We start from the raw sequence: 20,103 nt of genomic DNA, 5'->3' as shown, positions 1-20,103 counted from the left end.
AAAAGCGGGGCCCGCCGGGGGTGACCACCGGTCGGGCTTCCGCTATGAGAGCGCCCGTTTTGACGCATATCCCGCGCAGATGAGCGCGTAACCGCATCGGAGGGCCGCATGGCCTACAATACGATCCAAGTGAAAACCGAAGGCCGGGTGGGCGTCATCACGCTTGACCGTCCGTCCGCCCTGAACGCGCTGTGCGACGAGCTCACCAATGAGCTCAAGGACGCCCTCGCCGCGTTCGAGCGTGATGAAGAGATCGGCTGCGTGATCCTCACCGGGTCGGCCAAGGCGTTCGCCGCCGGCGCCGACATCAAGGAACTGCAGGAGAAGGACTTCGTGTCCCTCTACAAGCACGATCCCTTCGCGGAATCCTGGGAGAGCGTGGCGCGCTTCCGCAAGCCGATCATCGCGGCGGTGTCCGGCTATGCGCTGGGCGGCGGCTGCGAGATCGCCATGATGTGCGATTTCATCATCGCCAGCGAAACCGCCAAGTTCGGCCAGCCCGAGATCAATCTCGGCGTCATGCCGGGCGCGGGCGGCACCCAGCGCCTGCCGCGCGCTGTGGGCAAGGCCAAGGCCATGGATTTGTGCCTGACCGGCCGCATGATGCCCGCCGAGGAAGCCGAGCGCGCGGGCCTTGTGAGCCGTATCGTGCCGGCGGAAGAGCTCTTGGACGTCGCCATGGAAGCGGCGACCACGATCGCTTCCAAATCCCTGCCCATCGCCATGATGACCAAAGAGGCCATCAACATGGCCTTTGAAATGGGTCTGGCCGAGGGCGTGCGCTTTGAACGGCGCGTCTTCCAGTCGCAATTCGCCACCGAGGATCAGACCGAAGGCATGGCTGCGTTTGCTGACAAACGCGCTGCGCATTTCAAGCATCGGTGATGAATCTTGGCGTATACCAGTTGACCGCACCTCCGCAGACCGGTATACGCCGCGCCTCATAGTTTTACCCGGCGGCCGGCTTTGGCCTGGCGCCCTTGATCATACGGATCTGGAGACCTCATGGCGAACACGTCATCCGCCAAGAAAATGGCGCGCAAGATTGAGCGCCGCACGGCCCTGAACAAAGCCCGTCGCACGCGCATGCGCACCTATGTCAAGAAAGTCGACGCGGCCATCGCGACCGGCGATCAGGATCAGGCTCGCGCCGCCCTGCGCACCGCGGAGTCCGAGCTGATGAAAGCGGTCAGCAAGGGCGTGATCCACAAGAACGCCGGCGCCCGCAAGGTCTCGCGCCTTTCGGCCCGCGTGAAGTCGATGACGGCTTCTTAAAAGCTGGTCCAAACCCGGACGAAAAAAGAACGCCCGCACAGAGCTGTGCGGGCGTTCTTTTTTGTTCTGTGGTAATTTTGTGCGGATGCAAAATTCCAATAAAAACAGTAGATTAATTTTCATATTCAGAGCAGGGATGGTCGTGTCGCTAGATCAAGAAATCCCCGCGGCGCAAGCCCTGAAAACAGCGAAATTTTTTTTCAGATCGCAAACGCCCGACCTGCTTTAGGAATCAACCTGTCAAGCGCGGAATCCGAAAAATGCGTGGGTTAATCATGTTGATTCGCGCGCTCGCGACGGTAACCTGACGACCTCGACGGAGTTGTCCCCACACGGACCGAAGCCAGTCTGCCGAGCACGATAACATGCGTGCTGGGTGCGGGAGAACTGCGTTCAAAATTAAAGCCGCGACCGCGGGCATACCGGGGCGCGCAGAGTGGAATGAAGGTTGGGGCACATGGGGTATTCTCAAGATGCGACGGCGCGACGTGACGGGATGGACGTGATGGATTCCAGCTCGATCGTGACCGTCTGGCGCGCCGTCCGTGCGCGCTTGCGTGAAGAATGCGGAGATCTGGTGTACGCCGCCGAGATCGCCCGGCTCCGGGTGGAGCTGGATGCGGCGGGCCGCGTGTGCGTGATCTGTCCGAACGAGTTCGGCCGCGCCTGGGTCGAGGACAATGTGGGCGTCCGCCTGCGCGCGCTCTGGGCCAGCGTCGCCGAACAGGCTTGCGATATCGTGATCTGTACGGAGAAAACGCTCTCCTCCGCCAAGTCCCAGACGGTATCCGTGGCCGCGCTCAATGCCGGCGGCGTGTCTGAAACCGCGGCCCTGCCGCCGGCCGAACCCGTTGAGGCCGAGGCCAAGCGCGAGGCCCGTTTCACCTTCGACACCTTCATGGTGGGTTCGGCGAACATGATGGCGGCGACCGCGGCGCGGGCCGTGGCCAGCGCGGATGCGCCGCCTTTCAATCCCGTCTTCTTCCATGGCGATTACGGCGTGGGCAAATCCCACCTGCTGGCGGCGATCGCTCATTCCGCCTCGCTCAGCGGCAAGCGCAAGAAGGTGCTGTACCTGACGGCGGAGGAATTCCTCAACGGCTTCCAGTCCGCCCTGCGCGCTCGCGACGTCCAGCCCTTCAAGGATCTGGTGCGCGATTGCGACATGCTGCTGATTGACGATGTGCATTTCATTTGCGGCAAGCCGCGCACGGAAGACGAGTTCCTGCAGACCGTCACTGCGCTGATCAGCGCCGAGAAGCAGGTCGTGCTCGCCTCCCATTGCGCGCCCTCCCAGCTCAGCGTCTCCGATGATCGCTTGCGCAACATTCTTGCGGGGGGCTTCAACTGTCCGCTCCAGGGCCCGGATCTCGATCTGCGCCGCAAGATCCTCGACTGCAAGATCGCCCAGGCGCGCAATCACTGCCCCGATCTGGAAGTGCCCGAAACCGTGCGCGACTTCCTCGCCGCCCGGGTCACCAGCTCGGCGCGTGAGCTCGAAGGCGTCCTGAACAACATCATCGTGCGCACCGCCTATATGAACCGCCCCGTCACCATGGAGACGGTGGAGGAGGCGCTGGGCGAGCTGCCGGTGAAGGCCGAGCGCCGCATCACGGTGGACGATATCCAGAAAAGCGTCGCGTCCTATTTCTCCATCACGGTGGATGATCTGATCTCCAAGCGCCGCACCAAGGCGGTCGTGCGCCCCCGTCACATCGCCATGTATCTGGCGAAAACCATGACCACGCGGTCCTTGCCGGACATTGGTCGCCGCTTCGGCGGTCGCGATCACTCCACCGTCATTCATGCGGTGAACAAGATCACCGAGACCCTGACCTCGGACGCGGTGCTGGCCGAGGATGTGGAGGCGCTGCGCCGCCGCTTGCGGGGTTAAGCAGTTTCATTGAAAAACGACCGCAAGACCCCCTTCTTGCGGTCGTTTTTTTTAGGCTATGGTGCTTGACCCAAATCAGGCGATTCTCGCCCTCCTGTTCTGAATTCTCTGTTCGAGGCGACACATGAAGCTCACGATAGAGCGCGCGATCCTGCTCAAGGCTCTGGGCCACGTTCAGGCCGTCGTGGAGCGCCGCAACACCATTCCGATCCTGTCCAACGTGCTGATCAATGCGTCAGACGGGTTCGCCCGCTTCACCGCGACCGACCTCGACATGGAGATCGTGGAAGAGGCCGAAGCCAGTGTGGAGCGCGAGGGGCTGATCACCGCGCCCGCGCACACCCTCTATGAAATCGCCCGCAAGCTGCCCGAGGGCAGCCAGGTGACGCTGGAGCTGGGCGGCGATGATCCGCGCATCCTGCTGTCGGCCGGGCGCTCGCGCTTCAATCTGCCGATCCTGCCGCCGGGCGACTTCCCGGTCATGCCGAGCGAGGATCTGGCGGTCAGCTTCACCGCGCCCGCCAGCGAGATCGCCCGCCTGATCGACAAGACCAAGTTCGCCATCTCCACCGAAGAGACGCGCTATTATCTCAACGGCATCCATCTGCACGCCGCCGAGCGCGATGGTCGCAAGACCCTGCGCGCCGTTGCGACGGATGGCCACCGTCTGGCGCTGGCGGAAACCGATCTGCCTGACGGCGCCATGGGCATGCCGGCGGTGATCGTGCCCCGCAAGCCGATCCAGGAATTGCGCCGCCTGCTCGAGGATCTCGACGGCGATGTTGATGTGTCTGTCTCTGAAGGCAAGATCCGCTTCCAGCTCGGCGCCGCGGTGCTGACCTCGAAGCTCATCGACGGCACCTTCCCCGACTATGAGCGGGTCATCCCGCGCGGTAATGACAAGGTGATGCGCATTGATCGCGCGCCCTTCGCCCAGGCCGTGGACCGGGTCGCCACCATCAGCCAGGAAAAATCGCGCTCGGTGAAGCTGTCGCTCGCGCCGGGTCAGGTCACCCTCACCGTGAACAACCCTGAAAGCGGCGCCGCCAGCGAAGAGCTGGTCGCCGATTACAGCGCGGACGAGATGACCATCGGCTTTAACGCCCGCTATCTGCTGGATGTGGCCAGCCAGATCGAAGGCGATGAAGCGATCTTCGAGCTTGCTGATTCCGGCTCGCCCACCCGCGTCACCGATTCCGGCGACAAGGACGCGGAATACGTGCTGATGCCGCTGCGGGTGTGACCTCGAGCGGCCCTGATACCGGTGGGCCCGCCGTCACGCGGCTCAAGCTCACCGGTTTTCGCAATTACGCCCGTCTCGATCTCGCGCTCGATGCGCGACCGGTTGCTCTGTTTGGCGAGAACGGCGCGGGCAAGACCAATCTTGTGGAAGCGGTGTCCTTTCTCGGGCCGGGGCGCGGATTGCGCGCCGCCGGGGCGGACGCCGTGCGTCGTCGCACCGATCAGGGCGTGGACCCGCTCTGGGCGGTCTATGCCGAGGCGATGACGCCGGAAGGCCCGGTCAGCCTCGCCACCGGCGCCGACCCTCAGAACCCGACCCGCCGCCGCACGAAACTCGATGGCGCCGCCGCGACCCAGACCGAGCTGGCGCGCCTGATCCCCATGCTGTGGCTGACCCCGCGTGAAGACAGGCTCTGGGCCGGGCCGCGGGCCGACCGCTTGCGCTTCTTTGACCGGTTGGTGCTGGCCGCCGCGCCGGATCACGCCAGCTCGGCCAGCGCGTACGAGAAATCCATGAAGGAGCGTCAGCGGCTTCTGGACCGGGTCGCCGAAGGCGGCCGGGCGGACCCTGACTGGCTTAACGCGCTGGAGGCGGAAATGGCGGCGTCCGGCGTGGCGCTGGCCGCCGCGCGGCTCGATGCCCTCGCGCGCTTGCAGGACGAGATCGACACGCGCCCTGAAAGCCAGTTTCCCAAGGCGGACCTGGCGCTTGATGGGGCGGTGGAAGCCAAACTCGCTGAAGGTCTGAAGGCGGGCGAGGCGGAAGACTGGTTCGCGGACGAGCTCCAGCGGGTGCGACCGCGCGACGGCGCAGCGGGCCGGGCGCTGACCGGACCGCATCGCACCGAGCTGGACGCGCGGCATCGCGCCAAGTCCCAGCCCGCTTCTGATTGCTCGACGGGGGAGCAGAAATCCATGGTGCTGGGGCTTGCTTTGGCCCAGGCTGCCGCCATTCGTCGCCTGTCGGGCCGCGGTCCGGTGCTGATCTTTGACGAGGCGTGCGCCCATCTTGACGCCGCGCGCCGGGACGGCCTCGCTGAAACCGTGCTCGATCTCGGGGTTCAGGCGTTCATGACCGGCGTGGAGCCGGTCCTGTTCGAGGCCTTTGGAACCGGCGCCCAGCGGGTGGAAGTCCGAGACGGCTCCGCCCGGCTTCTGGACTGACTTGCCAAGTGGAGCTGATCGGAGTTCAACACCTCTCATGAAAGGCGCAAAACCGGCTCTGCAGACCCGATCCCAGCACACGCGCGACAAACTGGTCGCTGCGCTGGAGCGTCTGTTGCGCCAGAAGGCGTTCGAGCAGATCTCCGTCGCCGAGATCGCGCACGAAGCCGGGGTGTCTGTGGGGGCGGTCTACAACCGGTTCGAGAACAAGGACGCCTTCATTCCGGTCCTGTTCGAGCTCTACAAGGCCCGGCTTGAGGATCACGCCGCCGATCAGCACGCCGAGGCCGAGCAGGATACCGATGAGAGCCTGCGCGGGGTGCTGCAACGGACCTTGCGGGTCGGCGCGCGCTTCATGGCGCGCGAAGCCCATCTCATGCGGTCGGTGCATCTGTATGCGCGCATCCGGCCGGATCTGATTGGCGAGGGCTGGGAAGAGATTACGGAGACCGCGCGACAGTCCCTGGGCGCCCTCTATGATCATTTTGACGCCGAGATCACCCAGCGCGACCGGACAAGGGCCATCGAGACGCTCGCCTATTTTCTCAATACGGCATTGATCGAGGCGGGTCTGTATCCCGATCTCGGACCGCCAGCGCCCAAGGGGTTGAGCCTCGAAACGCTGGCGGAGGAACTGGCCGATTTCGCCTGGGGCTATCTTACGGCGCAGCGGGCGCCAGCGTCGGAACCGGCTTGCGGCTAAGATAGAGATAGAGCCCGCCCACCATGTCGGCGGCGATATGCACGATGATCGCCGGCCAGAGTGAGCCAGACAGCACCACCAGAACGGTCAGACCGAGGGTGATGGGAATGATGCGGATCATGCCGGACACCCCCTGATAGGTGTGAAAGCCGATGAAGATCACCATGGAGACCAGTGCGGCGGCCCAGAGCGGCATGACCAGCACCAGCGCGCCCAGCAGGAAGCCGCGAAAGATGATTTCCTCGTTCCAGCCGGCGCTGACCGCCATCAGCTGAAAGCGGCGGTGCTCCGCCCCGGTCTGCGGCTGGATCAGGTCCACGCCCTCCATGCCCTCGAGCGCCTTGGCCATCTCCGCACGGCCTTCAGACGTGCGCAACGGCAAGAGCTGGCTGAGCAGAAACAGGACAAACACGCAGGCGATGGCCCATCCGGCCCATCCGCGCCAAGCGCTCTCACCGGTCAAGGCTGGCAGGTTCAGGCCAAGGCTGATGACATCCCGTCCCGAGGCGAGCCAGCAGACCAGACAGATTCCGCCCAGCAGCCAGAGCATCACGATCGTTTCGGTCATGGTCTTCAGGGCCGCGCGTTCAGTCTGGAGCCTGGCGCGGCGACGCGCGGCTTTCGTGCTGAGCTCGGCGTAGATGAAGGCGATCACGATCGCGACCATGCCAAACCAGAGCGCGGGCTCGGACGCCACAGCGGCGACCAGACGCTCGGCAAGCGAAGGAGGGGTGGAAGATATGGACATGTCAGGGCCTCTGATACGAATACGAATTCATATTCATATTTAGGAATTGAGCTGACATGTCTATGGCCGCGCCTCTTGCGGGCGGTCCAAGCGGGCCGGGCTGTGCGCGACCTGGCCTGATCGAGACGGGCCTGTCGCTAGGCGATCAGGGGATATTCCGTCTCGATCCGATAGAGATTGGGCGTGTGCGGCTTGCGCGCCCAGCTCGAGTACAGATGGAAGCGATCCACCGTGAACGGGACGGACTTGAACAGGCCCAGTCTCTGCTCGAAGCGCTGGACGCGGCCCATGTCCACATCCCGGTTCAGGTAAGCCAGTGTGAGATGGGGCAGATAGGCGCGCTTCTCGATCTCGACGCCCGCCTGTCGAGCCGCCTTCCGGCATTGCCGGGCCAGATCCATCAGGGCGGGATGATGCTCCACGCCCAGCCAGATGGCGCTGGGATCGCCGCCGCCGAACCGGCCCGCCCCTTCCAGCCTCAGCTCGAAGGGCGCCAGCCGGACCTGACCGAGCGCGGAATCAAGCTCCTCGATCACCGGTTCATCCAGCTCGCCGTAAAAGCACAAGGTGATGTGCAGGTTTTCACGCGGGCGCCAGTTGGCGTCCGGCACGCCGGTCATTTCGGCGCAGGCCTGATCGGCGACCGTGTCAGACAGGGGCAGGGCGGCGAAAACACGAAGCGACATGGTTTCAGGGGGCATGCGCGGGGCGGCTGCGTCAAGCGGGCGCGGCGCAGGATACGTGAAATCCCTTTAATAATAAGGGATATCAGAATGTGATCCGTTCCGGTTTCTCTTGAAACCCGAGCGCAAAACTCCGATATTCAACACCACAAGGCGCGCATCGTCGCGTTCACCTGTTTCTGGTTGAGAAGGACATCATGAACCAGTTTTCGCACCCTGCTTACGGCGCACAGACGCTCGACACCTCTGTGGATGCCGGCCTGCGCAGCTTCATGCTGGGCGTTTACAACAAGATGGGCCTCGGGCTCGTCCTCTCCGCCGTTCTCGCCTTCGTGGCGGGCACTGTGGATCCGGTGACGCAGCTCGTCTTCAACTCGCCGCTCTATTTTGTCGTCCAGTTCGGCCCGATCGTGCTGCTGTTCGGCTCCATGTTCTTCATGCGCAACCCGTCCCCGCTGGGCGCGGCGGTCCTGTACTGGGCCGTTGTCTCCCTCATTGGCACGGGCCTCGGGGTCTGGGTCCTGATGGCGACCACCGGCGCCAGCGCCGAGACCCTGACGGGGACCATCTCGGTCACCATGGGCACGATCGCGCAGGCCTTCTTCATTACTGCGGCGGCCTTCTTCGGACTCTCGCTGTATGGCTACACCACCAAGACGAACCTGCAGCCCATTGGCAGCTTCCTCGTCATGGCGGTGATCGGCGTGGTGCTGATCTCGCTGCTGAACGTGTTCCTGATCGAGAGCTCGGGTCTGCAATGGCTGATCCAGTTCGCGATCCTGGGCCTGATGGCGGGCGTGGTGGCCTGGCAGACCCAATCGCTGAAACTGACCTATGTGGAGGCGCGCGGCGACCAGCGGTCCCTGGGCGTGCTGACCTATTACGGCGCGCTGAACCTCTACATCGCCTTCATCAACATGTTCCAGATCATCCTGATGATCCTGGGCAATCGCGACTAGGCGATCCACCAGTCCAGCAAAAACCCCGGAGCGAATGCTCCGGGGTTTTTTGTTTCAGGAACCGCTCCAGCTCAGCTTCCTGAGCTGGTTGTCGAAGACCTTGAGCACGTTGGACAGGTCATGACCGCGCTTGAGGATGGTTCCGCCCGGCGCAACCACCTTCCAGGCGCCCTGTCTGCGGGCGTCGGCCGGGGTTTTCACGATGCGATAGATCGGCACTTCGGCGGCGTTCCTGAAGATGGAGAATTCAGCGCGATCCTTGAGACCGTCTATGGCGTAGTCGCGCCATTCGCCGCCCGCCACCATCATGCCGTAAACCCTCAGGATCTGGTCCAGCTCCGTGCGATGAAACATGATCCGGTCGTCGCGCGGGCGGGGCGTGGGAAGGGGAGTCAAAGCCATGTCTGTTCTGAATTAACCTTTGATCTGGACCTTACGAACTTTTCACAGTCTGCCGCAATCTCGCCTCAATTTCGTCCTCGGGCAGCCTAACCCCGTCACCACCTTAAAGCGGTCGGCTGGCGCATACAAAACCCGCCTGATCTGGATTCACAGCCCCCCCAGCCCCCCGGGTCTGGCGGTGAGCGCCGGTCGACACCTTCTTCCTGACATCGGATTTTGAATTTTCAGGCTTTGGTCATTCCGGGCCTCTAGAAAGCTGGTGTGAGGGGAAGAGGTAAGCTACCCCTGTTGTGCAGTTTTCCGCCGCTGACGGGATGATCCGCCGCCCATGATCCGCGCTGACCGCCTGATCAAACGCTTCGCCGGCTTCACCGCCGTGGATGAAGTGTCCTTTACGGTCGAACGCGGCGAAGTGGTCGCGTTCCTCGGCCCCAATGGCGCGGGCAAATCCACCACCATGCGCATGCTGGCGGGGTGTCTGGAGCCCGATGACGGCCGCGCTCTGATCGCCGATTTCGATTGCCATATCGACCGCCGCTCCGCGCAATCGCATCTGGGCTATCTGCCCGAAGGCGCCCCCGCCTATCCCTCCATGACGGCCCGGGGGTTCGTGCGCTTTGGCTTGCGCGCGCGGGGCTATGCCGGCGCCAATCTCGATGAGGCGACCCGTGTGGCGCTCGATCGCGCGCAACTGGGCAAGATGGCGGACAAGGCCATTGGCGCCCTGTCCAAGGGCTATAAGCGCCGGGCGGCGCTCGCCGCCGCCATCGCCCATGACCCGCCCGTGCTGATCCTGGATGAACCCACTGACGGCCTCGACCCCAACCAGAAGGACGGGGTGCGCGCCCTGATCTCCGAGATGGCGCCCAAGAAGGCGATCCTGATCTCCACTCATCTGCTCGATGAAGTGGAGGCCATGTGCTCGCGCGCCGTGGTCATCGCAGAGGGTCGGATCAAGGTGGACGGGACGCCTGCCGATGTGGCGCGCCAGTTTGGCGGCAGCCTGGAAAGCGCGTTCCGCGGCCTGACCCGCGCCATGGAGGATCCGGTCCTCTCCGACCGTCCAGGATCGCGCGCATGACCGGTCTGATCGCCATCTATCGGCGCGAAGTGGCGGCGTATTTCGAGACGCCGCTCGCCTATGTCTTCCTGTCGGTGTTCGCCTTCGCCGCTCCCGCCTTCGCCTGGCGGGTCGGGCGGTTGTTTGATACCGGTCGCGCCGATCTCGCTCCGCTCTTTGACTATATGCCCTGGCTCTTGCTGGTGCTGATGCCTGCGCTCGCCATGCGCGCCTGGGCGGAGGAACGCGACCGGGGCACTCTGGAAGTGCTGCTGGCGAGCCCGATCGCGTTGTCAGAGATGGTGCTGGGCAAATTCCTGGCCGCGTTGAGCGTCGCCGCGCTGGCGTTGGCGCTGACCTTCCCCATGTGGGGCGCGATGAACTATCTCGGCAATCCGGACAACGCCGCCATCGCCACCGCCTATCTGGGCGCGCTGTTGCTGGCGGGCGGCTATCTGGCGCTGGGCCAGGCCCTGTCCGCCTCCACCCCCAACCAGGTGATCGCTTTCGTACTGGGCGTGGGCGCGTGTTTTCTCGTGACCGTATCGGGCGCTCCTTTCGTGCTCGACGCCCTTTCCGCGCACATGCCTGGCGCGGTGGCCGAGGCGCTGGCCGATCTGTCCGCCCTGGCCCGGTTCGACAGCCTGCGCCGCGGCGTCATCAGCCTGGCGGACCTGATTTATTTCTTCTCCCTGATGGGGCTTGGGCTGGGGCTCGCCATGGCGTTGATCGATGCGCGCCGGGGAGGCGGTCGATGAACCGGACGCGTTTCCTGTGGGTGATGATCCTCAGCCTGATCCTGGGCTTCGCCGGCCTGAACATGGCCGCGCGCCTTCTTCTGGACGGCGCCCGTCTCGATCTCACCGAACGCAGCCTTTACGAGCTCTCGGACGGCACGCGCGATGTGCTGGGCCGGCTTGATGAGCCGATGACGCTCGATTTCTACTATTCGCGCGCCGAGGCGGCGGGCTATCCCGAATTGCGGGCCTATGGCGCCCGGGTGCGCGAGCTCCTGCGCACGCTGTCAGCGCGGTCGGGCGGCGCGCTGCGCCTCGAAGAAATTGATCCGTCGCCTTTCTCTCCCGAAGAGGATGCAGCCATCTCCTCGGGCCTTCAGCCCGTCCCGGTCGAGGGCGGCGGACAGATCTTCTTCGGTCTGGTGGGCCGCAACGCCGTGGACGAGGCGCGCATCATCGCCTTCTTTGATCCGCAGGACGAAGCGCGGCTGGAATACGAGATCGTGCGTCTGATCGCCGAGCTGGAACGCGCGAGAACGCCGCATCTGGCCATCGTATCGGACCTGCCCTTCGCGCCGGACCGGGACGGACGCAGCGGCAACCGGATTATTGACGAGCTGGGCGCCACCTATCAGCTGAGCTGGCTGGAGCCCGATTTCGATGTCATCCCTGAGGATGCGGACGCGCTTCTGGTGATCCACCCGCCGGTCATGAGCGAGCGTCAGCTCTATCTCATCGACCAGTTCACCCTTGCCCGTGGCCTGGTGATGGTCGCGGTGGACCCGATGGCGCATCTCGCGCTCAAGCCCGGGCCGGACGGTTTGCCGCCGCTGAACGCGCAGCGGGCGACCGATCTGCCGCGCCTGTTCGCCAGCTGGGGCGTGCTTTATGATCGCAACGCCGTCGGCATGGACGGGGAGACAGGTCTTCCTGTCCAGATCGTGGAGGCTGGGCGCACCCGCATGCGCGCCTATCCGCTGTGGTTTTCCGTACCGCCTGCGGGTCTCAATCAGGCCCTGCCCGGCCTTGCGGGCCTGTCGCGGGCGGTCAATCTGGGCTCGCCGGGCGTGCTGGGCTTTGAGCCGGAAACGGGTCTGAACGCGACGCCGCTCCTGTCCACCAGCGCCCAGGGCGCGCGCCTTGACGCAGACATCGCCGCGTCGAGCCCCTCGCCCGAAGAACTGATGCGCGGTTTCGAGCCGGCGACCGATGCGCCCCTGACCCTGGGGCTATTGCTGGACGGCCGGTTCCGCACGGCCTTTCCCGACGGCCCGCCCGTGGATGACGGCGCGCCGATCCGGACCGAACATCTGGTCGAAAGCACAGGATCAGGCGAGGTGATCGTGCTCGCGGATGTGGACCTGTTTGACCCGGCCTTCTATCTGCGCGCCGACCCGGTCCAGGGCGAACAGGTGGTGGCGGATAATCTGTCGCTCGTCCTGAACCTTGTGGACCGGCTGGCGGGGGATCGGGCGCTGGTCACCTTGCGCTCGCGCTCGCGCTCGGATCGCCCCATGACGCGCGTGGACGCCCTGCGCACGGCTGCGGAAGCGCGCTATCTGACGCTGCAGGACAGCCTTCAGGCCGAGCTGAGCGAAGCCGAGGGGCGTCTGGAGGAGCTCACCCGTCTGGGCCGGGCGTCGGCGCTGGGCGGGGCGGGCAGTGCGGATGCGGCCGAGGCGGACGCCCTGCGCGCGCAGATCCTGGACGCCCGGGAGCGTCTGCGTGAGATCGAGCGCGGCTTCCGGGTCGAGATCGATGCCCTTGAAAACCGGCTTCTGCTCTGGACGCTCTGGCTGCCGCCGCTGGTGGTGCTGGTTCTGGGCGTGCTGGCTGCGGTCTGGCGCAGGAGACATCGGGCATGAGCCGGCAAACGCCCCACAAACGACGCGGTTTGCAGGCGCTGATCAGCCTGGGCGCGGCGCTGGCCCTGCTGGCGCTGGGGGCGACCGCTGTGTGGCGCGATGCGCGTCTGGGGCAAGCGCCGGAGGTCAGCGGTCCCGTCGTTCCGGACTGGTCCGGGCAGGCGGCGAACGCGTCACGCATCCGTATAGAGACCGCCGACGGCGCGTTCGTGATGGAAGAACGAGACGGCCGATGGGTCATGGCGAACCGGGGGGATTATCCCGTCCGCGCCGAACGCATCGCCGAGCTGGATACGCTGCTTCAGGGGCTTAAGTTCGCCGAGGCCATGACACGGGACGCCGACAAGTTTGACCGTCTGGGCCTGGGCGATCCCGAGACGGGCGGCGACGGCGTCAGGGTGACGATCAGCAATGCCGAGGACGAGGTGCTGGCCGATCTGATCATCGGGCGCTTGCGCGGCGAGCGCGGCCTCTATGTGCGCCGTCCGGGCGGTGTGCGCGCCTATGCGGCGTCCGGGCCGGTGGCGGGCGCGGACACTCTGGGGGATGCGGGCCGCTGGATGGGGCTTGATTTCTGGACCCATGACGCCTCGGCCATCGCGCGCGCGGAAATCCAGCCTGAATTCGGGCCGAGCTGGCGGGTCATGCGCGCGGGCGAGGCGCAGCGCTATTACGAATTGCGCGAACCGTCGGGCTGGCGTCTTGTGACGGCCGGCGCCGCCAATGGCGTGGCCACGGCGGGCGCGCAATTGCGCTTCCGCGACGTCAAACCCGATCAGGAGCTGGTGGGCGCCTATGTGGCCCGCCATGCGGCGGTGACCTTCTCGGGGCTCGCCTACGAAATGCTGTTCTTCGCCGAAGGCGATGAGCGTTGGGCGACCATCGAACTCGCCGCACTCGCCGATGACGCGGCCCCCCGGGCGGAGCATTTCAATGACCAGGTGGAGGGCTGGGCCTTCCTGGTCAGCGAAGACGCCTATGAACGTCTGACCCGGGCGCTCGATCAGGTGGCCGAGCCCGTACGTTAACCCCAATTCACTTTGCGCCCTTCCGGCTCTGCGCCAGTCTGATCTCTCGGGACAGGCGGGGAGGACGTCATGGACTTGAGATCGATCGTGCTGGGCGCGGCTTGCATGGTGGCGAGCGCAACGGCCGCACATGCGCAGGATGATGTGTCGGCCCGCCAGCTTGAGGCGATGGCGCGTCTCGCGCCGCTCGCGGGCGAATGGGTTGTCACGGGCCAGATCATGGGCCCGTCAGGCGCTCAGGCGCTCGAGCCGGGGATGGCGCAAGCGGGTTATGCGTTCAATGATCGCGGACTGGAGGAGACCGCACGGATCGATCTCGGCTCAGAGGGCCTGACCGAGCTGCGCACGCTCTTCACCTATGACCCGTATCGCGAGGTCTACCGGCTGAGCGTCATGGATGACGCCTTTGGCCTTCTGGACATCTATGAGGGCGCGTTTGACGCGCAGGGGCGCCTGGTGACGACCAATCTGCGCGCAGACACATCCTATCCCATCGAGGGCGGACAGCTTCATTTCAAGCTGGTGCATGACTTCACCGGCTCGGACGGTCATGCCTTCGAGGTCTATATGAGCGCGGATCGCGGCGAGAGCTGGCAGCTCTATTTCGATCAGCACTACGCGCCGGCGGATTAGGGCAGTTTCGCCGCTGACAGCAGGCGACCGCCCTGCCCGTCCTGAACCAGCACCACGGCGTCGAGCCCGTCAGCCGTATCGGGCAGCACATAGGAGGCCTCTCCGCCATTCCAGTCCGCCAGCTTTTCAACTGCGCGGACCATGTTGAAATGGGTCATGCGCAGACCGGCGTTTCGGCCGCTCTCGATCTGGCGGGTCTGAACGCCGGGCTCGTACTGGACAATCCAGATTTCAGCGGGCGTCGCGCGTTCGCCTGTGAGGGCGAGCGTCAGCGCGCCCGTCCCGGTTTCCTCGATGCGAGCGGCTCGGATGGGGGGGCTGGCGTTGAAGGCGGCGCTGATCCGATCAGGATCAAAGCGCAATTGCTCGGGTGCGCCATTGAGCACGAAATGCGGCGTGTAGACCCGCATGGCCTCGCCCGCCTCCACATAGGCTTTCTGACGATCCACAAATTCGGGCATGGCGAACTGGTCCGTCCAGCCATAGGCGTCCCAGTAGTTCACGCCCCAGGCCAGCGCGATCACGTTCTCTTCTGCGCCGAATTCGGCCAGAAGCTGATTGGCGGACGGGCAGAGCGGGCAGCCCTGGGAGGTGAACAACTCCACCACGCGCACGCTGTCAGACGGGGCGGGCACAGCCCGCTCGGGCATCGCCTGCGTCTCATGAGACGGGGCGGCATGGGCCTGAAACAGCACGGCCAGAACGGAGAGCCAGGTAAGCATAAGTGCTTACTAGCCCATATCCCGCTCGCTTGAAATTCACAGGGCCGTTATGGCCTGTTTCAATGGGAGTCTTTCGTCGCGCTCTCTTCGCTCTCCTCGGCCGATTTGGCGTATTTCAGCGTCATCGGGACATTGGCCAGCACGAACAGGAAGAAGAGCGGGAAGGTGCCGAAGAAGCGGAAATTGACCCAGAAGGCCTCGCTCAGCTCGAGCCCCGCGAACCAGCGTGCGCTTTCGGGCACGTTGGCGTCGACAATGTGCCGCCACATCACCTCGTTCAGCACCGCCAGGAAGGCGAAGAACAACGCCCAGCGAATGCCCAGCATGACCCAGGCATGGTCGGGCATGGAGTAGATCGACCCGAACAGGCGCTTCCAGACATTGAAGCCGAGCGCGAAGCTGAACAGGATCGCAAAGCAGAAGATCAGATTGATGATCGTCGGCTTGATGAAGATGAAGATCGGATCCTGCAGATAGATCGTCATGCCGCCGAACAGCGTCACGATGACGAAGGTCACCGCCAGCATGGGCGGAAAGCGCTTCTGGGTGACGATGGCGTAGACCACGGCCGCAGCCGTGGCGAGCATGAAGATGCCCGTCGCCCAGTAGATCGCCTGATCCTCCACCAGTCGCTTGGCGACATTGTAGGTGATCATGAAGATCGCCGCCGGCCCGACGTCGACGAGCAGCTTGGAGCCCTGTCCGATGGTGCTCTTGGAGGTGACGGTCTGGGCGTCTGACATGGGTTCGTGTCCGCTTGGCTTATTGAACATCCTTGATGCCCTAATACGCAGGCGGGCGAAAGTCAGATCGGCTATCCCAGCTGAATTGCAGCCAGCCCGAGCGCCAGCACCACCGCCAGACCGATGCGGCGCACGCCCAGCGGCTCCTTCAGGATGGCCGCCGCGACGATGGCTCCGAACACCACCGAAGTCTCCCGCAGCGCCGCCATGGGCGCGACGGGTGCGTTGGCGTAGGCGTAGAGCGCGAGGCCATAGGTGGTGATGTTGAAGAAGGAGGCGTAGAAGCCGCGTCTGAGTTCGGACCGGGCGACGCGGATGAGCTGATCTCCGCGTCGGATCCAGGCGGTCCCCACCAGCGTGATCGCGCTCAGCACGAAGAACCAGGCGGCGTAAATGAGCGCTGATCCGGCGGCGCGCACCCCCGAGGCGTCATTCACCGTATAGCTTGCCGTCATGACTGCAGCGGACAGGGCGAAGCCGAGCGCTGCGGCCTTGGGGGCGCCGCTCCTTTCAGGCCAGGCGAAGGCGATGATGGCGGCGGAGGCGACCGACAGGCCGATGATCGCCAGCGGACTCAGGGGTTCGCCCAGAAAGACGAAGGCGAACAGGCCCGCGATCGCCGGGGCGGCGCCGCGCATCACCGGATAGACCAGATTCATTGATCCGCGTCGGAAGGCGGAGATCATGAGCATGTTGAAGGCCCAGATCAGTCCGGCGCCCATCAGCAGGAAGCGCCAGACCTCCCAGCCGGGGAGCGGAAACAGAAACAGGACCGGGCTGAGCCAGAGGGCGGAAAAGACCATGGACACGCCCCGGAAGGTGAGCGTGTCCTCGGCGCGCTTGGTGAACAGCGCCATGCCGGCATGGGCCATGGCGGATATCAGCGCGGCCAGCGCTGCAAGGGGCGGGATCGTCTCCATGGCCCGCTTCTAGCAGATCAGTCCGCCTGATCCTCGATCACATGCATGTCATCGTCCGACAGGCCAAAATGATGGCCGATCTCGTGCACCAGCACATGGGTGATGATCTCTGACAGGGTCACATCGCCCCGCTCGCACCATTCCAGAAGGATCGGCAGGCGGTACAGGAAGACGTAATCAGGCCCCGCCGCCGGATCGAGCACGGATTTCCGGGTCAGATCGACGCCATGGTAGAGCCCGGTCAATTGATAGGCGCTGTCCATGTTGAAATGGGCCAGGGTCGCCTCGTCGGCAAAGTCCGGGGTCTGGATCACCACATTGCCGCACAGGGCCCGAAATTGTTCGGGCAGACCGTCCCAGGCGCTCTGGGCGATCTCGAGAAACTGCGCTTCGTCGGGCGCGGTGAGGCGGGAAAGGTCTCGACTTCTGAACATGATGGACAGATAGGGCGCCGTCGGGTCCGAGACCAGAGCCCGCAGGGGCTTGCCGCGAGAACATAAAATGAACATGATGCGGCATGGCTGTTACTGATCCCCTTCCCACCGCGCGCGCCAGCAATCCCGCGATTGATGATGCGCGCCTCCTCATGCGCGGCGCGGCGCGACTCCTGATGGATCTGGGGATCACCGCGATCGCCGAGTTCACCCTGCCCTGCGGCCGCCGGGCGGACCTTGCAGGCCTGGGCCCGAAGGGCGAGATGGTGATCGTGGAAGTGAAGTCCGGCGTTCAGGATTTCAGGACCGATGAGAAATGGCCCGACTATTTCGCCTGGTGCGACCGGTTCTATTTCGCGGTCTCCGAGCGCTTCCCGTCCGACATTCTGCCCCAGCAGACCGGCCTCATCATTGCGGACGGGTTCGGCGGCGCGGTGGTGCGTGAAAGCCCGGTCGCCAAGCTCGCCCCGGCCCGGCGCAAGGCGCTGACCTTGAAGTTCGCCCGCAACGCCGCCGAGCGCGCGCTTCGCGCCATCTAGGCCAGCTTCAGGAAAAATATCGCTCTTTCCGCCTTTCTCGTGCTGGACGCCTGCAAGTTCGCTTTCTAGGCTAGTGACGGGGAATGATGGTGCGAGGGGTCGCGTCATCGCTGTGAGGGGGTGAGCGATGCGAGCTTTCGTACGCTATTTCAATATCGTGTTCATCGTGGCGGCGCTGGTGGTCGCCGGCTTGGCGGCGACGGGCCTCTTGAAGCTGCCGCCCAGCGAGGCCGGAGCCCCGCTCGCCGAGGACTCGCACCCTGCGGGCGAGGTGGTCTTCAGTCCGACGCCGGGGTTTGTGGAGCCGCTCGAACCCGTTCCGTTCGATCGTCAGGCGCTCGCGGACTCCCAGACTGGCCTGCATTACCGTCTGATCGACCAGCAGACCGATCTGCGCGCCGAGCGTCCTGTGCGCTATATCCGTATGGTGGTGGATCTGGCCAACCGTCAGGCGGCCGAGGCGGTTTCAACCCGGTTGATCGATTTTTACCCCGATTATCAAAGTGTTCTGTTGCACGACTTCGCCGTGATCCGGAACGGGGTGCGTCAGGACCGGGGGGCGGACCTGTTCATCGACCAGATCCAGGCGGAGGACCAGCTGGGCCAGGGCGTGGTGACGGGGCTGGAGCGCGCGCTGGTGCGCATCCCGAATGTGCAGGCGGGCGACACGCTGGATCTGAGCTGGTCGGTGACAGGCGGCCATCCCAGTATGAACGGACGGGTGAGCGAGTTCGTCGGGGTTCAGTATTATGTGGACAGTCCGAAAGCCCGCATTCGCGTGCTCGCGCCCGATGACGCCCGGCTGCAGACCCTCGGGGACGCGGCCCAGCCCGAGATCGAGGAGGCGGACGGCTATCAGGGCTTCCTCTATCCCGAACAGGCCGTCACCGCCAATCTCGACTTTGACCCCTATAACCGCTTCCAGCAGACGTCAGGCTGGCTGATCACCCAGTTCGAGGACTGGATGGCCGTCAAACGCTGGGGGCATGATCTTTATGACGCCGGCCGCCCTTCGGCGGATGTGCGCGAGGTGGCGGACCGCATACGCAGCTCCACGGACGACCCTGAGCTTCAACTGGTGCGCGCCATCCAGTTCGTGCAGGATCATGTGAGCTATTTCGCGATTTCCCTGGGCGAGCAGGGGTATACCCCGGCCAGCCCGGAGGAGACGTTGCGCACGCGGAATGGAGACTGCAAAGCGAAGTCCCTCCTGCTGATCCAGTTGCTCAAGGCGCTTGGCGTCGAGGCCCATGCAGCGCTGGTGAACAGTCTGGATGGACGGGATCTGGCGGACATTGCAGCCACGCCGCAAGCCTTTGACCATGTCATCGTCCGCATCGCCTGGCAGGGCCAGCACTACTGGGTGGACCCGACGCTGAGCCTTCAGCGCGGCCTGATGGATCAGCGTGAGCAACCCGATTACGACTTGGCGCTGGTGCTGGATGGCGGCGAGGAGGGACTCATTGACATGCCGGACCGGGAGACGGGCGATCCCTGGACCGATATTCGTCAGGTCTACCATCTCCCCCAGAGTCCGGATGACGCTCTGGTGATTGATGTGCAGCTGGTCTATCGCGAGGATTATGCGAACCTTATGCGCGCCGCCTTCGAGGACGCGTCCGACGCCGATCGCGAGGCCTTCTTCCAACAGGCCTATCAGGCGTTTGAGGGTGTGCAGGTCGATCATCTCAGCGTCAATGACAATGTACGCGACAATACCTTTCGGATCGGGCTCGAGCTCAGCGCGCCCCGCTTTTTCGGCAAGGCGGATGCGGAGGGCGCGCGCACGCGGGTCCTCACTACCGACGCCCTGCTCTATGCGGCCCAGTACCTGATCGAGCTCGACGAGGAATCCCGGTTGCCCTTTCCCATGAGCGCGCGGCACCTTGTGGAAGTCCATCTGCCCGGCCCGTCCCACGTCTGGACCTTCGAAACCGGAGCGCGAGAGGTGGACAATGAAGCCTTTCAGGCCAGCCGGACGGTTCGATATGCGGACAATGTGCTCGAGATCGACTGGCGGCAGAGCTTCAAGACCAAATGGGTGGTGGTGACCCCCGAGCTGATGGAAGATGCGGGCGTGATCCCCACAATGGTGTCCTATGAGCTTTATACCGACATGCCCTGGATCTAGCCGGACGGCGGGTTCGGCGAGGCCGTCGCGATGGTGATGGAGCTGCTCGGGCTCGCGGGTTTGAGCGCGCTGGTCGCGTCAGGCGCCGGATATCCGGCCGATGGGGCTGGCGGGGCTGGCGCGCCCGGCTGGATGGAGACGGGACGGGGGAGACGCCGCTGGTCCTGCCGCCCTTCCGTCCGATCACGCCGCGGGCGTTTGTCAGCTCCAATGACCAGGGC

The 20,103-nt window shown here is 64.6% G+C and carries 21 protein-coding genes; 14 read left to right on the top strand and 7 right to left on the bottom strand.

Going from position 1 to position 20,103, the window contains the following annotated elements; translation table 11 throughout:
- Positions 1–108: 108 nt before the first annotated feature.
- The 6 genes from OA2633_RS09430 (at position 109) to OA2633_RS15405 (ending at position 6,278) form a co-directional block, all read left to right on the top strand.
- A complete protein-coding gene (locus OA2633_RS09430) occupies positions 109–885 on the top strand; it encodes an enoyl-CoA hydratase (RefSeq protein WP_009802310.1) in 777 nt (258 codons plus the stop codon).
- A 120-nt stretch (positions 886–1,005) separates the two neighbouring features.
- A complete protein-coding gene (gene rpsT, locus OA2633_RS09425; RefSeq protein ID WP_009802309.1) occupies positions 1,006–1,275 on the top strand; it encodes a 30S ribosomal protein S20 in 270 nt (89 codons plus the stop codon).
- 457 nt (positions 1,276–1,732) lie between these two features.
- Positions 1,733–3,169 (top strand): chromosomal replication initiator protein DnaA, encoded by a 1,437-nt coding sequence (dnaA, locus tag OA2633_RS09420; RefSeq protein ID WP_009802308.1) that lies wholly within the window; start codon positions 1,733–1,735, stop codon positions 3,167–3,169.
- Positions 3,170–3,293: 124 nt separating this feature from the next.
- Entirely contained in the window at positions 3,294–4,412 is a 1,119-nt protein-coding gene (gene dnaN / locus OA2633_RS09415; RefSeq protein ID WP_009802307.1) for a DNA polymerase III subunit beta, read from the top strand.
- Positions 4,409–5,575, top strand: coding sequence for a DNA replication/repair protein RecF (gene recF, locus OA2633_RS09410; protein WP_009802306.1), 1,167 nt, complete (start codon positions 4,409–4,411; stop codon positions 5,573–5,575). Before dnaN ends, recF begins: the two co-directional genes overlap by 4 nt.
- Before the next feature lie 37 nt (positions 5,576–5,612).
- Complete coding sequence (locus OA2633_RS15405; protein WP_009802305.1) at positions 5,613–6,278, top strand: TetR/AcrR family transcriptional regulator; 666 nt, start codon at positions 5,613–5,615, stop codon at positions 6,276–6,278.
- Here OA2633_RS15405 and OA2633_RS15400 read toward each other — a convergent pair.
- Both OA2633_RS15400 and thpR read right to left on the bottom strand, forming a co-directional pair.
- Positions 6,235–7,026 carry a CPBP family intramembrane glutamic endopeptidase gene (locus OA2633_RS15400; protein ID WP_009802304.1) on the bottom strand — a complete coding sequence of 264 codons (792 nt, stop codon included), beginning with the start codon at positions 7,024–7,026 and terminating at the stop codon, positions 6,235–6,237. The genes OA2633_RS15405 and OA2633_RS15400 overlap by 44 nt on opposite strands.
- A gap of 137 nt (positions 7,027–7,163) precedes the next feature.
- On the bottom strand, positions 7,164–7,712 hold the full coding sequence (gene thpR / locus OA2633_RS09395) for an RNA 2',3'-cyclic phosphodiesterase (protein WP_040613391.1): 549 nt from the start codon (positions 7,710–7,712) through the stop codon (positions 7,164–7,166).
- A 194-nt stretch (positions 7,713–7,906) separates the two neighbouring features.
- Here thpR and OA2633_RS09390 point away from each other — a divergent pair, with 194 nt between their 5' ends.
- A complete protein-coding gene (locus tag OA2633_RS09390; protein WP_009802302.1) occupies positions 7,907–8,668 on the top strand; it encodes a Bax inhibitor-1/YccA family protein in 762 nt (253 codons plus the stop codon).
- A 54-nt stretch (positions 8,669–8,722) separates the two neighbouring features.
- Here the strand turns inward: OA2633_RS09390 and OA2633_RS09385 are convergent, their stop codons facing one another.
- On the bottom strand, positions 8,723–9,022 hold the full coding sequence (locus OA2633_RS09385) for a DUF2794 domain-containing protein (RefSeq protein WP_241760702.1): 300 nt from the start codon (positions 9,020–9,022) through the stop codon (positions 8,723–8,725).
- Positions 9,023–9,398: 376 nt separating this feature from the next.
- On the opposite strand from OA2633_RS09385, the gene OA2633_RS09380 reads away from it, so the two are divergent.
- From OA2633_RS09380 to OA2633_RS09360, 5 genes are all read left to right on the top strand, one after another.
- Positions 9,399–10,151: an ABC transporter ATP-binding protein gene (locus OA2633_RS09380; RefSeq protein WP_009802300.1), complete on the top strand. Its 753-nt coding sequence runs from the start codon at positions 9,399–9,401 to the stop codon at positions 10,149–10,151.
- Positions 10,148–10,888 (top strand): ABC transporter permease, encoded by a 741-nt coding sequence (locus tag OA2633_RS09375; protein ID WP_009802299.1) that lies wholly within the window; start codon positions 10,148–10,150, stop codon positions 10,886–10,888. The genes OA2633_RS09380 and OA2633_RS09375 overlap by 4 nt, the downstream gene beginning before the upstream one ends.
- The gene (locus OA2633_RS09370) at positions 10,885–12,732 is read left to right on the top strand and encodes a GldG family protein (protein WP_009802298.1); all 1,848 of its coding nucleotides are present in this window, start codon (positions 10,885–10,887) and stop codon (positions 12,730–12,732) included. Before OA2633_RS09375 ends, OA2633_RS09370 begins: the two co-directional genes overlap by 4 nt.
- Positions 12,729–13,760 carry a DUF4340 domain-containing protein gene (locus tag OA2633_RS09365; RefSeq protein ID WP_040612598.1) on the top strand — a complete coding sequence of 344 codons (1,032 nt, stop codon included), beginning with the start codon at positions 12,729–12,731 and terminating at the stop codon, positions 13,758–13,760. Before OA2633_RS09370 ends, OA2633_RS09365 begins: the two co-directional genes overlap by 4 nt.
- Positions 13,761–13,829: 69 nt before the next feature.
- Positions 13,830–14,393, top strand: a complete 564-nt coding sequence (locus OA2633_RS09360; protein WP_009802296.1) for a DUF1579 family protein — start codon at positions 13,830–13,832, stop codon at positions 14,391–14,393.
- On the opposite strand, the gene OA2633_RS15395 is transcribed toward OA2633_RS09360, so the two are convergent.
- The 4 genes from OA2633_RS15395 to OA2633_RS09340 all read right to left on the bottom strand — a co-directional run bounded on the left by OA2633_RS15395 (position 14,390) and on the right by OA2633_RS09340 (position 17,287).
- On the bottom strand, positions 14,390–15,115 hold the full coding sequence (locus OA2633_RS15395; protein ID WP_009802295.1) for a thioredoxin family protein: 726 nt from the start codon (positions 15,113–15,115) through the stop codon (positions 14,390–14,392). The genes OA2633_RS09360 and OA2633_RS15395 overlap by 4 nt on opposite strands.
- Positions 15,116–15,174: 59 nt before the next feature.
- Positions 15,175–15,858: an inner membrane-spanning protein YciB gene (locus OA2633_RS09350; RefSeq protein WP_009802294.1), complete on the bottom strand. Its 684-nt coding sequence runs from the start codon at positions 15,856–15,858 to the stop codon at positions 15,175–15,177.
- 71 nt (positions 15,859–15,929) lie between these two features.
- Entirely contained in the window at positions 15,930–16,778 is an 849-nt protein-coding gene (locus tag OA2633_RS09345) for a DMT family transporter (protein ID WP_009802293.1), read from the bottom strand.
- Between the two features lie 17 nt (positions 16,779–16,795).
- Positions 16,796–17,287 (bottom strand): metallopeptidase family protein, encoded by a 492-nt coding sequence (locus tag OA2633_RS09340; RefSeq protein ID WP_009802292.1) that lies wholly within the window; start codon positions 17,285–17,287, stop codon positions 16,796–16,798.
- Positions 17,288–17,295: 8 nt separating this feature from the next.
- Between OA2633_RS09340 and mmcB the strand changes: the two genes are divergently transcribed.
- On the top strand, positions 17,296–17,751 hold the full coding sequence (gene mmcB / locus OA2633_RS09335; protein WP_009802291.1) for a DNA repair putative endonuclease MmcB: 456 nt from the start codon (positions 17,296–17,298) through the stop codon (positions 17,749–17,751).
- A gap of 127 nt (positions 17,752–17,878) precedes the next feature.
- Entirely contained in the window at positions 17,879–19,882 is a 2,004-nt protein-coding gene (locus OA2633_RS09330; RefSeq protein ID WP_009802290.1) for a DUF3857 domain-containing protein, read from the top strand.
- The last annotated feature ends 221 nt before the right edge of the window (positions 19,883–20,103 follow it).

The sequence above is a fragment of the Oceanicaulis sp. HTCC2633 genome (assembly GCF_000152745.1).
Classification (GTDB): domain Bacteria; phylum Pseudomonadota; class Alphaproteobacteria; order Caulobacterales; family Maricaulaceae; genus Oceanicaulis.
The sequence above is the reverse complement of the archived record's forward strand: the minus strand, read 5'-3'. Positions and strand labels throughout refer to the sequence as shown.

Excerpts from the sequence above, each read along its gene's own strand:
- OA2633_RS09430 (WP_009802310.1), top strand. The coding sequence starts at position 109 with ATGGCCTACAATACGATCCAAGTGAAAACCGAAGGCCGGGTGGGCGTC.
- rpsT (WP_009802309.1), top strand. The coding sequence starts at position 1,006 with ATGGCGAACACGTCATCCGCCAAGAAAATGGCGCGCAAGATTGAGCGC.
- dnaA (WP_009802308.1), top strand. The coding sequence starts at position 1,733 with ATGGGGTATTCTCAAGATGCGACGGCGCGACGTGACGGGATGGACGTG.
- dnaN (WP_009802307.1), top strand. The coding sequence starts at position 3,294 with ATGAAGCTCACGATAGAGCGCGCGATCCTGCTCAAGGCTCTGGGCCAC.
- OA2633_RS15405 (WP_009802305.1), top strand. The coding sequence starts at position 5,613 with ATGAAAGGCGCAAAACCGGCTCTGCAGACCCGATCCCAGCACACGCGC.
- OA2633_RS15400 (WP_009802304.1), bottom strand. The coding sequence starts at position 7,026 with ATGTCCATATCTTCCACCCCTCCTTCGCTTGCCGAGCGTCTGGTCGCC.
- thpR (WP_040613391.1), bottom strand. The coding sequence starts at position 7,712 with ATGTCGCTTCGTGTTTTCGCCGCCCTGCCCCTGTCTGACACGGTCGCC.
- OA2633_RS09390 (WP_009802302.1), top strand. The coding sequence starts at position 7,907 with ATGAACCAGTTTTCGCACCCTGCTTACGGCGCACAGACGCTCGACACC.
- OA2633_RS09385 (WP_241760702.1), bottom strand. The coding sequence starts at position 9,022 with ATGTTTCATCGCACGGAGCTGGACCAGATCCTGAGGGTTTACGGCATG.
- OA2633_RS09380 (WP_009802300.1), top strand. The coding sequence starts at position 9,399 with ATGATCCGCGCTGACCGCCTGATCAAACGCTTCGCCGGCTTCACCGCC.
- OA2633_RS09375 (WP_009802299.1), top strand. The coding sequence starts at position 10,148 with ATGACCGGTCTGATCGCCATCTATCGGCGCGAAGTGGCGGCGTATTTC.
- OA2633_RS09370 (WP_009802298.1), top strand. The coding sequence starts at position 10,885 with ATGAACCGGACGCGTTTCCTGTGGGTGATGATCCTCAGCCTGATCCTG.
- OA2633_RS09365 (WP_040612598.1), top strand. The coding sequence starts at position 12,729 with ATGAGCCGGCAAACGCCCCACAAACGACGCGGTTTGCAGGCGCTGATC.
- OA2633_RS09360 (WP_009802296.1), top strand. The coding sequence starts at position 13,830 with ATGGACTTGAGATCGATCGTGCTGGGCGCGGCTTGCATGGTGGCGAGC.
- OA2633_RS15395 (WP_009802295.1), bottom strand. The coding sequence starts at position 15,115 with ATGCTTACCTGGCTCTCCGTTCTGGCCGTGCTGTTTCAGGCCCATGCC.
- OA2633_RS09350 (WP_009802294.1), bottom strand. The coding sequence starts at position 15,858 with ATGTCAGACGCCCAGACCGTCACCTCCAAGAGCACCATCGGACAGGGC.
- OA2633_RS09345 (WP_009802293.1), bottom strand. The coding sequence starts at position 16,778 with ATGGAGACGATCCCGCCCCTTGCAGCGCTGGCCGCGCTGATATCCGCC.
- OA2633_RS09340 (WP_009802292.1), bottom strand. The coding sequence starts at position 17,287 with ATGTTCATTTTATGTTCTCGCGGCAAGCCCCTGCGGGCTCTGGTCTCG.
- mmcB (WP_009802291.1), top strand. The coding sequence starts at position 17,296 with ATGGCTGTTACTGATCCCCTTCCCACCGCGCGCGCCAGCAATCCCGCG.
- OA2633_RS09330 (WP_009802290.1), top strand. The coding sequence starts at position 17,879 with ATGCGAGCTTTCGTACGCTATTTCAATATCGTGTTCATCGTGGCGGCG.